General features: G+C 61.6%; 11 protein-coding genes. 4 read left to right on the top strand and 7 right to left on the bottom strand.

Annotated elements, in window-relative coordinates; genetic code table 11:
* Positions 1-80 precede the first annotated feature (80 nt).
* From WBB95_RS01490 to WBB95_RS01465, 6 genes are all read right to left on the bottom strand, one after another.
* On the bottom strand, positions 81-980 hold the full coding sequence (locus tag WBB95_RS01490; RefSeq protein ID WP_424485973.1) for a DMT family transporter: 900 nt from the start codon (positions 978-980) through the stop codon (positions 81-83).
* Between the two features lie 432 nt (positions 981-1,412).
* Positions 1,413-3,971: a TonB-dependent hemoglobin/transferrin/lactoferrin family receptor gene (locus WBB95_RS01485; protein WP_424485972.1), complete on the bottom strand. Its 2,559-nt coding sequence runs from the start codon at positions 3,969-3,971 to the stop codon at positions 1,413-1,415.
* A 129-nt stretch (positions 3,972-4,100) separates the two neighbouring features.
* The gene (locus tag WBB95_RS01480) at positions 4,101-5,069 is read right to left on the bottom strand and encodes a FecR family protein (protein WP_424485971.1); all 969 of its coding nucleotides are present in this window, start codon (positions 5,067-5,069) and stop codon (positions 4,101-4,103) included.
* Positions 5,066-5,605 (bottom strand): RNA polymerase sigma factor, encoded by a 540-nt coding sequence (locus tag WBB95_RS01475; RefSeq protein ID WP_424485970.1) that lies wholly within the window; start codon positions 5,603-5,605, stop codon positions 5,066-5,068. Before WBB95_RS01475 ends, WBB95_RS01480 begins: the two co-directional genes overlap by 4 nt.
* Before the next feature lie 213 nt (positions 5,606-5,818).
* Positions 5,819-6,691 carry a dihydrodipicolinate synthase family protein gene (locus WBB95_RS01470; RefSeq protein ID WP_424485969.1) on the bottom strand — a complete coding sequence of 291 codons (873 nt, stop codon included), beginning with the start codon at positions 6,689-6,691 and terminating at the stop codon, positions 5,819-5,821.
* 26 nt (positions 6,692-6,717) lie between these two features.
* Positions 6,718-7,500, bottom strand: coding sequence for an aldolase (locus tag WBB95_RS01465; protein ID WP_424485968.1), 783 nt, complete (start codon positions 7,498-7,500; stop codon positions 6,718-6,720).
* Between the two features lie 159 nt (positions 7,501-7,659).
* Here WBB95_RS01465 and WBB95_RS01460 point away from each other — a divergent pair, with 159 nt between their 5' ends.
* Complete coding sequence (locus WBB95_RS01460) at positions 7,660-8,187, top strand: helix-turn-helix domain-containing protein (protein ID WP_424485967.1); 528 nt, start codon at positions 7,660-7,662, stop codon at positions 8,185-8,187.
* A gap of 138 nt (positions 8,188-8,325) precedes the next feature.
* Here WBB95_RS01460 and WBB95_RS01455 read toward each other — a convergent pair whose 3' ends face one another.
* Positions 8,326-9,342, bottom strand: coding sequence for a DUF4917 family protein (locus WBB95_RS01455; protein ID WP_424485966.1), 1,017 nt, complete (start codon positions 9,340-9,342; stop codon positions 8,326-8,328).
* Between the two features lie 123 nt (positions 9,343-9,465).
* Between WBB95_RS01455 and yiaY the strand changes: the two genes are divergently transcribed.
* The 3 genes from yiaY (at position 9,466) to WBB95_RS01440 (ending at position 12,292) form a co-directional block, all read left to right on the top strand.
* The gene (gene yiaY, locus WBB95_RS01450; RefSeq protein WP_424485965.1) at positions 9,466-10,614 is read left to right on the top strand and encodes an L-threonine dehydrogenase; all 1,149 of its coding nucleotides are present in this window, start codon (positions 9,466-9,468) and stop codon (positions 10,612-10,614) included.
* A gap of 92 nt (positions 10,615-10,706) precedes the next feature.
* Positions 10,707-11,381, top strand: coding sequence for an NAD(P)H-binding protein (locus WBB95_RS01445; protein ID WP_424485964.1), 675 nt, complete (start codon positions 10,707-10,709; stop codon positions 11,379-11,381).
* A complete protein-coding gene (locus WBB95_RS01440; RefSeq protein ID WP_424485963.1) occupies positions 11,381-12,292 on the top strand; it encodes a LysR family transcriptional regulator in 912 nt (303 codons plus the stop codon). Before WBB95_RS01445 ends, WBB95_RS01440 begins: the two co-directional genes overlap by 1 nt.
* Positions 12,293-12,546 lie beyond the last annotated feature (254 nt).

Raw genomic sequence — 12,546 nt, 5'->3', positions numbered from 1 at the left:
TAGACCGAGTTGCCTGCATCGCAGGCAAGCCAGCTCCCACACAAAGCCCGGCTCCTACACAACGCAAGCGCCCCTGTTTTTTAGACCGTGCCGGGTTTGGCGACTGGCGCTGACTGCACCGCCGTCTTGCGCCCCAGCATCACCGTCACAATCACCCCGCAGGCAAACAACCACGTAATCGGCTCGATATGTTCACCGAAGAACAACGCCGAAAAAGCGATGGTGAAGAAGATCTGCAACAGCTGAATCTGGCTGACCCGGGCAATGCCGCCCATGGCAAGCCCGGCGTACCAGGCGAAAAAGCCCAGGAACTGTGAGAACAACGACACATAACCAAATGCCCACCAGGCGCGCATCGAAATTGCGCCTTGGTGCTGCGCCGCCAAGTACCACACCGGGCCGATCAGCAGCGGCGTCGACAGCACCAGCGCCCAGCAGATCACTTGCCAGCCGCCCATCTCCTTGGCCAAGCGGCCGCCTTCGGCATAGCCCAGGCCGCCCACGGCGATTGCGCCGAGCATCAACAAGTCACCCGCCTGGATGCTGCCGGCGCCGCTGATCAATGCATAACTCAACACCAACGCACTGCCGAGTGCCGCGCAGGCCCAAAAGGCTTTCGAGGGCCGTTCATGGGACAGCCACGCTGCATACAGCGCCACACACAGCGGTTGCAGGCCGTTGACCAGCGCACCATGGGACGCTGGCAGGGTTTGCATGGCCCAAGCCGACAGCACCGGGAAGCCGAGGATCACCCCGGCAATCACCAGGCACAAACCGCGCACCTGGCGCCAGGTCGGCCAGCGCTCGCGGCGCCACAGCAACAGCGCCGCCGCCGGGATCGCTGCGAACAACGCGCGGCCGAGGCCGTTGAGCAGCGGGTGCATTTCCTGCACCACGATGCGGGTGAAGGGCAGGGTCAGGCTGAAGATGATGACGCCCAGCAGGCCGAGGGCCATGCCGGTGTTTTCGCGCGAGCTCATGATGGGGACCGGGATCAAAAAGGGCTTCAAGGGAAGCCCATCTAGCCACAAGCCCCAACCAATGCGGGCTTACAGCTGATGGCTGATTTATCCGTACAGTTTCAAAAGGCCTGTTGGCAATGCCGCCGCCTTCGCAGGCAAGCCAGCTCCCACATTGATCTCCATTCACCGCAAATCAAGTGTGGGAGCTGTCGAGCTTCAGCGAGGCAGCGAAGGGATCACCTCGGTTGCACGGGTGAACCGAGGTGCCTGTATCGCAGGCAAGCCAGCTCCCACATTGATCTCCATTCACCGCAAATCAAGTGTGGGAGCTGTCGAGCTTTAGCGAGGCTGCGAGGGGATCGCCTTGGTTGCACTGGCGAACCGCGGTGCCTGTATCGCAGGCAAGCCAGCTCCCACACACGCCAGCTCCCACACTGACTGTGGCGGCCTTTAGAAGAACCGCGTCACGCTGATCTTCGCATCGCGGCCTTTTGTGTACGCACGGTCACCGCTCAAGGCCGGGCGGAAGTTTTCGTTGAACAGGTTGTCGACGGTGAAGTTCACCTCTGTGCCTTTCAGGTAAGCCTGTTGCGGCTTCCATTTGGCGAACAGTCCTTGAGTGTTGTAGGCCTTGTTACCGTACTGGTCGTAAAACAGGTCGCCCACGCTACTGCCCGGGCCGCCGGAGTATTTGTCGCTGGGCAGGCGGTCGGTGGCGCCGATGAACTGGCCGATCCAGCCGACTTGGGCATCCCAGGCCGGGATGTTGCTGCCCAAAACCAGTACCCACTTGGTCGGCGGAATGTCACGTGCCGCCACATCCGGGCCCCACGGGTTGGTGTAGGCGCCTTCGTGTTCACCTTTGGCGTAGGCGAACGACACCGAGCCGAACACGTAGGTGGAGTTGTAAAACGATTCAAGCTCAAAGCCTTTGATGGTCAGGCTGCCGATGTTGCGGTAGTTGGCCATCGCCCCCGGTGGGCAGGCACTGGAAATCGTGCCGCCATTGACGGCCTGGTTCTGGCAGCCGACGCCTGTGGCCTTGAAGATTTCGTCTTCGACTGTGTTGTGGAACAGGGTGGTGCGCACTTGCAGGTTATCGTCCCGGGCAATCAGGTTGTCGAAGCTGACGACGCTGCCTACGGTGATCGAGGTGATGCGCTCCGGGTCGAGGTCGACGCTGGTGGCGGTGCGGCTGCCCAGGCCCTGGACTTCATATTGCTCGTCGATGACCGGCGCGCGCCAGGTCTTGCTCCAGTTGGCGAACAGCCCGAGGTTTGGGTTGACGGTCCAGAACAACGCCAGGCGCGGCGACCAACCGGTGTAGGTGCGGTCGCTGTAATCGTGGCCGACCGCCGGGTCAGGGTTGTTGTAGTAGGGCGCGTCGTTGCCTTCGCCACGGTTGCGCACGTGGTCGTAGCGCAGCGACGGGGTGATGGTGACATCGCCGATGGTCACCGCGTCCTGGACGAAGAAGCTGTTGGTGTCGACCTTGCCGTGGGGCATGAAGCCCGGCTGGAAATGCCCATAGTTGTAGCGCGCCGTGTTGTAGGTGCTGCCGGGCATCCACATGTCGGTTTCGCGGATGTGTTTGCGGATCTGCCCGCCGACGGTCACCGCGTGTTGCAGCGGCCCGGTGTCAAACAGGCTGACGTTGCGGACGTCGAGGTTCTTGTCGGTGTAGGACGTGTCCATCTTGCGCCCGCCAGTGGCCAGCTGGAAAAACGCCGTGGCGTCGCGTTCATCGGTCTGGTCAGTGTTGGACTGCGAATACTTGACGGTCAGGTCCACCAGCGGGTTGTCCAGCGGCTGGTATTCATACTTGCCGGACCAGGTGGTGTCGACGGTGTCACGTTGGGCTAAAAAACGTTTCAACGCGCCTTCGTAGCCGTAGCGGTCGATGTTGGCCTGGGTCGGCGGCGTCGGGTAGCTGGCGGCGGAAAACGGTGTCCAGCGGTTGCTGTGGGAACGCGAATACGACAGCCCGACGCTGTGTTCATCGGTGAAATGCGCGTTGACCTTGAACAGCTTGCCGTCCACGTCCTGGGCGCTGTTGGGCAGGCGCTGGGGGTTGATCGGGTATTGGTTATTCTCGTTCGGCAGCTTGGCGGCCACCTTCATGTCGCCGCCGTCGCGCTGGGTCAGGTAGGCCAGGGCGTCGAAACGGCCGTCGTCGGTGCGGCCATACACGGCGCTGCTGTAGACCTGTTCGTGGTCGTTGCTGGAGTAGCCGTACTTGAGCATCGCACCGCTGTTACGGCCGTCCTGCAGCAGGTCGGGCGCATCCTTGGTGGTCATGTTGACCGTGCCGCCAAAACCGCCATTGCCGGTAAACGGCGAGTTGGGGCCTTTCTCGACTTCGATGCTCTTGATCAGCTCGGGCTCGATAAACACGGTGCCTTGCTGGTAGCGCTCAAAGCCACTTTTGGTGGCGCCATCGACCGTCATCGGCACGTCTTCGGCTTCGCCAAAGCCCCGGATGTTGATGGTCTGGCCGCCGGGTTTGAGCGAGCCGCCCTGGCTGACGCCGGGCAGGGTCTGCAACAGGCTGGGGATGTTATTGGACTGGTAACGGTCGATGTCGGCCTGGCTGAGGGTGGAGCGGTTGACGGTGTTGGAGTCGACGTCGGTGCCGGTGCCGATCACGCTGAGTGCGTCCAGCTGGATCGCACCGCTGTTGGTGGTCTTGCCCTCGTCGGGGCGTACCACGTAGGTGGCGCCGACCTTGATCAGGGTGAACTCGCCGTTTTTCAGCAAGGTACGAATCGCCACTTCCGGGGTGAACTCACCGTTGAGGGCCGGCGCCTGCACATTCTTGAGCAGCGCTTCATCGAACAGCAGCTGGATTTTCGCCTGCTGCGCCACTTGGCTCAGGGAGGTGGCCAGCGACTGGGCGGGCAGTTGCAGCGTGAACGACTCGGCCTGGGCACTGAGGCTGAAGGCCATGCAGGTGGCGATAAGGGTCGGTCGAAGCAACAGGTGCGAAGCGTGGCAAGGCGCGCGAAACATGAAATCCCCCGGGGTGGCTAAATAGCCAAAAAGGTGTGCGTATCAAACACAGTCGGGAGGAAGACGGGGCAGGCAAAAAAATCCACACATGCGAATGCAAGATATTCTCAAGTGAGGGTTTCAGGGGCGCTACTTGCTCGGTTCGATTCTCACGATGCCGTCGGCCGAGGCCACGGTTTTTACCGGCAGCAAGGCGGGCAGGGCATTGAGCAGGGCGTCCGGGTCATTCATGTCCAGGTTGCCCGAAACCTTCAGTTGCGCCACGGCTTTGCTGACCTGCAACGGCGCCTGGGGGCGGTAGAGGCTCAGTTCGTCGATCAGGCTGGCCAGTTCGCGGTTACGAAACGACAGGTGCCCGCTGCGCCAATCGGCCACTTCCTCGGCAGTGAGGGTTTGCTGTTGCACGCTGCCCTTGGCGTAGCTGTAGGTGGCTCGCTGCTGGGCGCCGAGCAAGGTTACCGGGCTTTTTGCGTCCGGCTCGAACGCCACCTGGCCATGCGCGACACTGACCACCAGTTGCTGCTGGCTGCGCCGCACATCGAACCCGGTGCCGACCACCCGCACATTCGCCTCGCCGGCTTGCACGTACAGCGGCCGTTCCTTGTCGGCGGCGACCTCGATGTACACCTGGCCCTTGTCCAGATGAATGATGCGTTGGTGGGCGGTGAAGTCCAGGCGCAGGCGTGTGTTGGCGTTCACGTACAACGTGCTGCCATCGGGCAGGTTCAGGGTACGCATGCCTTTGGCGTGGGCGGCGACCTGGCTGTGATACAGCGCGCGGGGCGCACCGAGGTGAGTCGCCAGCACCGCGCAGACCAGCGCAGCGGCCACGGCCAGTGCCGGGCGCCACACCGACGCTCTGCGCTTGGGCAGCGCCACGGGTTTGTTCAGTTGCTGCAACTGGGCGAGGTCGGCCCACAGTTGCTCGAACTCGGCATAGGCGCGCGCATGGGCCGGCACGGCTTGCCAGGCGGCAAAGGCCTTGCGGTCGGCGCGCCCCGCGTCGTTGCGGTTGCGGGCAAACCAACTGGCGGCTTGGGCATCGATGGAGTCGCTGTGCTCGATGTCCAAAGCGTCGCTGTCGCTCAGGCGGTTCATTCTGGCTGCTCCGTGCCGGGTTCGTGTTGAAGGCGTCGCTTGCAATGCAGCAGGGCAAAAGCGATGTGCTTTTCCACCATGCTGGTCGAAATGCCCATGCGCTCGGCGATCTGCGCCTGGCTCAGGCCTTCGAAGCGGTGCAGCATAAGGGCTTCTCGCCTGCGGGGCGAGAGTTCGGCGAGGACTTCTTTCAACTGTTCCAGGCGTTGCAGGCGCTGCGCGGCGGCCATGGGCTCGTTTTGCTCGTCGGTGACCGGCTCGTTGTCCCTGTCGCCCGAGTCAGGGTGAACGGTCTGCCGCACCTTCTGTTTGCGCCAGTGATCGCGCAACAGGTTGCGCGCCATCTGAAACAGAAACGCCCGTGGCTGCTCGACCTTGGCCCGGTCGCGGTAGTCCAGCCATTGGGTAAACACATCCTGGGTCATGTCCGCCGCGTCGCTGGCGTTGTCCGTGCGTTTGCGCAGGAAATACAGAATATCTGCATAAAACCCGCGAAAGGCATCGGCCGACAACGGGTCGGGCTTGGGACGAGACATGGATATCCTTCTTGACGAAGCACGACGTAGAAAAGTCGCGAATGATATCGAGAACTATTGTCATTTGTCTCTATGTAAAAGAATGTACGCGTTCAATTGTGAATGCTGACACCTGTGGGAGCCGGGCTTGCCCGCGATGGCATCGACGCTGTGTACCTGATTGATCTCAGTGTCTGCATCGCAGGCAAGCCAGCTCCCACACAGGCTGCGTTTCTAGCGCAAGAGTGTCTTCAACTGCTCGATCCCCGCGTCATCCAGCGGGAACACCGGCAACCTTGGATTGCCCGCGTCCAGCCCGGTCAACCGCAGCCCGGCCTTGATCGTCGCCGGCAAACCACCTTTCAGGATGAACTCAAGCAACGGCAACTGGCGATAGAACAGCTCCCGCGCCGTTGTCAGGTCATTCGCCAGCACCGCGTCGTACAAATCCAGGTTCAACTGAGGAATCAGGTTCGGCGCCGCCGTGCACCAACCCTTGGCACCTGCCGCAAACGCCTCCAGTGCCAGTGGGTTGCAGCCGTTGTAAAACGGAACGTCGCTGCGACTGTGCAGTTGGTGCATGCGCTGAATATCGCCGGTGCTTTCCTTGACCATGGTTACGTTGGCGACCTGCTTGACGATGCGCAAAATCAACTCCACCGACATGTCCGTGCCGCTGGTGGCCGGGTTGTTGTAGAGCATGATCGGCACACCGACGCTGTCACCAATCGCAGCGTAGTGGGCGAGGATTTCCGCTTCGCTGAGCTTCCAGTACGAGGCCGGCAGCACCATCACCACGTCGGCGCCATTCGCCTCGGCATAGCGCGCCCGGCGCACGGCCTTGGCGGTGGTCAGGTCAGACACGCTGACGATAGTCGGTACGCGCCTGGCGATTTTTGCAAGGCTGTAGGCGCTCACTTCGTCCCACTCCGCATCGCTTAAGTAAGCACCTTCGCCGGTGCTGCCCAAAGGCGCGATGGCGTGCACGCCGCTGTCGATCAGGCGGTCGATGGAGCGGCCGAGGGCGTCGAGGTCAATGCGCTGGCCGTCGGCGCTGAACGGGGTAATGGTGTAGCCGATGATGCCGTGAATGGTGGGGCTGGGCATGGGAAGTCTCCGGTCGAAAAGGGCGATCAGTTCAGGCAATCGGCGTGTCTGCGCAGGTTCTGCCGGGCGTAATAGTTGAACGCGGCGCCGTGGCGCTTGGGTTTGGAGATCCAGTCGTGGGCCTCGCGGCCGAGCTCGGGCAGGATCGGCTTTATCGTGCCCGCCGCCATCGCCAGCAATTGCAACTTGGCCGCGCGCTCGATCAGTTGCGCGATCACGCAGGCTTCTTCGATGCTCGCCCCGGTGGACAACTGGCCGTGATGCGAGAGCAGGATCGCACGCTTGTCGCCCAGCGCCGTGGTGATGATTTCGCCTTCTTCATTGCCCACCGGCACGCCCGGCCAGGCTTGCAGGAACGCACAGTCTTCGTACAGCGGGCACAGGTCCATGTGCGACACCTGCAACGGCACTTCGAGCATCGACAACGCCGCGATATGGGTCGGATGCGTATGGATGATGCAGTTCACGTCCGGCCGCCCACGGTACACCCACGTGTGAAAACGGTTGGCCGGGTTGGGGATGCCGTGACCCTCCAGCACCTCAAGGTCTTCGTTGACCAGCAACAGGTTGCTGGCGGTGATTTCATCAAAACCCAAGCCCAGTTGCTGCGTGTAATAGGTGCCAGGCGTGGGCCCGCGTGCGGTGATCTGCCCGGCCAGGCCGGAGTCGTGGCCGTGTTCGAACAGGATGCGGCAAGTGAGCGCCAGCTTTTGCCGGGCGGTCCACGTATTATCCGCCAGGGTGTTTTGCATCTGGACCAGCGCTTGCTTGACCAGTTGGTCTTTGGGGAGTGCTAATGTCTTGGCCATGTCGGTGTCCTGTGGGTGGTTCAATGGACGTCGGGTTTGCAGGTCTCCAGCGCGAGCAAGGTCGTTGGGTGAATGCAAATGACACTAAAGATGCTATATGACACTTTGTGTCATTGGCAAGCACAGCTCTGGCTCTTTTGCATGGATTAACCGCAGCGCATGTCTATCCGTTTGAAATTATTAAGAAAAAAACTTGGCGTGACCCTGGACGTTTTGGCTGAAAAGTCCGGGATGACCAAGAGTTACCTGTCGAAAGTCGAACGCGGCCTCAACACGCCGTCGATTGCCGCCGCGTTGAAACTGGCCAAGGCGTTGAACGTGAAGGTCGAAGAGCTGTTCAGCGAAGACACCGTCAGCCTCGACAGCTACAGCCTGGTGCGCAGCCATGAGCGGCCGGACACGTCACCGGGTTATGCGGTGCTGGCCCATCAGGTAAGTGAGCGCAGCTTGCTGCCGTTCATCATCTACCCGCCGGCGGAGTTCACCGACAAGACATTCAAGGAACACCTGGGCGAGGAGTTTTTGTTCGTGCATGAAGGCCAGGTTGAAGTGGATTTCATGACCGAGCGGGTGATCCTGGAACGCGGTGATGCGCTGCATTTCAATGCGCAGAAACCTCACCGGCTGCGTTCGGTGGGGCCTGTGCAGGCGCAGCTGTTGGTGGTGGTGCACAGCGCGGAGGAATGAGCGCTCGTGTGCTGCAAACACCGTCAATGTGGGAGCTGGCTTGCCTGCGATAGCGGCCTGCCAGCTGATTCATAAGTTGCTGACCCACCGCTATCGCAGGCAAGCCAGCTCCCACAATTGATCGTCTTTGTTTGGGGATCAGCGCTCGACCGGCACCGACAGTGCCGAGTTACCCAACGGGTGCGTGCGCGCCGCAAAGAACCTCAACGCCACACCGCTGCCGTCAAACAACTCCGAATACCGGCGCTTCTGCTGGCGAATAAACCCGTCGCTGCGACCCGACACCGAGATCGCCAGGGTGGTCAGTTTGGCCTGGCGAAGCGCATCCACCAGGTGCTGGTCCTGCGGCCCCAAGCCGTGGCCGAAGATGCACAGCGCGCCTTCGTGGCTCAGCAACTGCTCATAACAGAACGACAGATAATCCGAACTGCGGATGGTCTTGAGCTTCTCCTCCACCTTGCCTTCGCTGACAAACAGCGGCACATCGTCGAGGGTCTTGATCGTGTTGTTGATCGCGAAGCTGCTGAGCAAGGTGCTTTCGGTGGATGGCAATTTGCGCGCCGTGCCATCGAGGTTGCGCACCAGGTGCAGGCCACCGTGCAGGTAGAGAATGCGCGTGGCCTCGGTGCGCGTGTGGCGCAGGTCGAAGCTGGCGTCGGCGCTGCGGAACAGGTCGTCGATGCCCGGCGTGTGCAGGATCGCCCAATAGTTGAGCAGGTCGTAGTTGCTGGTGAACACGGTGGAGTAGTGGGTCAGTTCCGTGTTGATCGCCGCCAGCGTGGAAGGCTTCACCAGGCGCCACGGAATGTGTACGCCGTGGATGGTATTGATCAACGCTTCCTTGATCGCGTAGTAGCGATTACGCGGCGCGGCCGAGCTGACCGCCAGCGCCTTGTTAACCCGGCTGGTGGTTTTCAGCGCGCCCAGGGCCTGCTCGAAGCTGCGGGTTTGCAGGGCGTCGAACACGCTGAGTTCGGACGGGCTCAGGGGTTTTTCTTCAACGGTGCGCGCGTTTTCGAACAGCGAGTCGTAGGCAAAGTCTTCCCAAATCGTGCGGCTTGCGCCGTTGCCGATCAGAATCCCGCTGAAGTCGATGGCGCCGCGCAGTGCGCTCCAGTCTTCAAGGTGGGCGTCGATATCCTGGAAATCCTTCATTGCGGCGGGTCTACTCAAAATCAGCTGGGCGGTGACTTTATCACGAGCTGGCGTTGATCCTGATCAAGATGCGCCGTGCGGCACAGGTTGATTCTGTAGGCATAACGCCTCTGAGGATTCGCCATGAGCAGCACTTTTTTCATCCCCGCCGTGAATATCATGGGCATCGATTGCCTCGACGAAGCCATGAGCGCGATCCGCAACTACGGTTTTCGCAAGGCGCTGATCGTCACCGACGCGGGCCTGGCCAAGGCGGGCGTGGCCAGCATGATCGCCGAAAAGCTGGCGATGCAGGACATCGACTCGGTGATCTACGACGGCGCCAAGCCCAACCCCAACGTGGAAAACGTCGAGAAAGGCCTGGCACTGTTGCAACACAGCGCCTGCGATTTTGTCGTGTCGCTGGGCGGCGGCTCGCCCCATGACTGCGCCAAGGGCATCGCGCTGTGCGCCACCAACGGCGGGCATATCGGCGACTACGAAGGCGTCGACCAATCGAGCAAACCGCAGCTGCCACTGGTGGCCATCAACACCACCGCCGGCACGGCCAGCGAGATGACGCGCTTTTGCATCATCACCGACGAAACCCGTCACGTGAAAATGGCCATCGTCGACCGCAACGTCACGCCGTTGCTGTCGGTCAACGACCCTTCGCTGATGGTCGGCATGCCCAAGGGGCTCACCGCCGCCACTGGCATGGACGCCCTGACCCATGCCATCGAAGCCTACGTATCCACCGCCGCCACGCCGATCACCGATGCCTGTGCGATCAAGGCCATCGAACTGATCAGCGCCAACCTGCGTCTGGCTGTGCGCGACGGCAGCGACAAGGTCGCACGCGAAAACATGGCGTACGCGCAGTTCCTCGCGGGGATGGCGTTCAACAATGCCTCGCTGGGCTTTGTGCATGCCATGGCGCACCAGTTGGGCGGCCTCTACGACTTGCCCCACGGCGTGTGCAACGCGGTGTTGCTGCCCCACGTGCAAAGCTTCAACGCAAGTGTCAGTGCCAAACGCTTGAGCGATGTGGCGCACGCGTTGGGCGCCGATATCAAAGGCATCACCCCGGAAGAGGGCGCGCAGGCGGCGATTGCCGCGATTCGCGCGCTGTCGCAGGACGTCGAGATTCCGGCCGGTTTGCGCGAGTTGGGCGCCAAGCTGCAAGACATTCCCCTGCTGGCCACCAACGCGCTGAAGGATGCGTGCGGGCTGACCAACCCACGGCGGGCGGATCAACGTCAGATCGAGGAGATCTTTCGCAGCGCGTTCTAAAGGGGGCAGCCGCCCGCCGCAAGCGTTAAGCTACAAGCTGAACTGCATTCAACTTGAGCATGAAGCTTGCGGCTTGCCGCTGAGGTCCCCTAATGAGAGTTCTGTTATTCGGCGCCACCGGCATGGTCGGCCAAGGCGTGCTGCGTGAGTGCCTGCTGGCCGCTGACGTGCAGGAAGTCGTCGCCGTCGGCCGCACGCCGCTGACCCAGGAACACGGCAAGCTGCACCAGGTTCTGCACAGCGACATGCTGGATTTCCAGCCCTTGGAAAACTTGCTGCAAGGCTTTGATGCGTGCTTCTTCTGCCTCGGCGTTTCGTCGGCGGGCATGAATGAAGCCAAGTACACCCACCTCACGTATGACTTGACCCTGGTCGCCGCCAGCACCCTGGCGCGGCTCAACCCGCAGATGACGTTTATCTATGTGTCCGGCGCCGGCACCGACAGTTCCGAGGCGGGCAAATCGATGTGGGCGCGGGTCAAGGGCAAGACTGAAAATGCCTTGCTGCGCTTGCCGTTCAAGGCGGTGTACCTCTTCAGGCCGGGGGTGATTCAGCCGCTGCATGGCGTGCGCTCGAAAACGCCGTTGTACCAATCCTTCTATTCCGTACTGGGGCCGTTGCTCTCTTTTTTGCGCCGGCTCAAGCCGGCTTGGGTGGTGAGCACGGAGACGGTTGGCCAGGCCATGTTGGCGGCTGTGCGCCATGGCGCGCCGCAAGCGGTGGTGGAACAGGCCGAGATCAATCGGCTGGCCTCTGAGGGGCGCTGATGCTGCACAAAAGCCTGGTGCGCCGTCTTGACCTGATCACGCTGCAGCTGTTCGTCGCGGTGTACGAGGAGGGCACGCTGACCCGTGCCGCCGCTCGTGAAGCGATTGCGGTGTCGGCGGCCAGCAAGCGCTTGATGGAACTGGAGCAGGTATTGGGTGTGAGCCTGTTCGTGCGCCGGGCCAAAGGCATGGACCTGACCGCCGCCGGTGAAACCCTGTTGCACCATGCGCGGCAGATGCTGTTCAACGTCGAAAAGATGGGCCTGGAACTTGGTGAACACAGCCACGGCGTGCGCGGTTATGTGCGGATGCTGGCCAACCTGTCGGCGATCATTCAGTTTCTTCCTGAAGACTTGCGGGATTTTTCCGAACTGCACCCTGCAGTGAAAACCGACCTCGAAGAACGCCCCAGCAACGGCGTGGTGCAAGGGGTGTTGGACGGTGTTGCAGACCTGGGCATCTGCTCCAGCGACACCGACATCAAAGGCCTGCCCAGTGTGATTTATCGCCACGACAAGCTGGTGGTGCTGATGCCGGCGGATCACCCTTTGGCGTCGCGCCAAGCCCTCGCATTCGCCGAAACCCTGGACAGTGATTACGTGGGTTTGCATGCTGCCAGCTCTATCAACATGCGTACCCACGCGGCGGCACGCGAGGCGGGCAAGATGTTGCGTTTGCGCATCCATGTGCCGGGTTTTGACGCGATGTGCCGGATGGTCCAGGCCAACATGGGCATCGGGATTTTGCCGCAAAAAGCCTATGAGCTGTTTGGCCGGGCGCTGGGGTTGCACGCGGTGCCGCTGACGGATGGGTGGTCGGATCGCAGCCTTATTCTGGTGGTGCGTGATGAGGCGCAGTTGTCGCCGGTGAGCCGGATGTTGTTCGATTACTTGCGTGGGACGTTGGCGTGAGGGACGCGCGGTAGGGCTCGACTTGTGTTCTGGGGGTATTTCTTCGGGTTTTGAGTACATATCCGTTGTTTGGGTGATGGCGGGTATGGGTTCCGCCCTTACGGCGGGTCACTTTTGGAAAGGAGCCCCAAAAGTAACCAAAAGGGCTCTTGCCCCTCCACTCGGTGCCTCGCCTAGGCTCGGCATGCCCGCACTCCGGCTTGAATCCGTGGGCCGCCGTGACGGGCCATCCATGGCCCAACACGGCTAACCCG

Origin of the sequence: Pseudomonas sp. (assembly GCF_049645325.1) — a bacterium.
Lineage (GTDB): Bacteria > Pseudomonadota > Gammaproteobacteria > Pseudomonadales > Pseudomonadaceae > Aquipseudomonas.
Note: the sequence above shows the minus strand (reverse complement) of the source record. Positions and strands in the feature narration are given on the sequence as shown.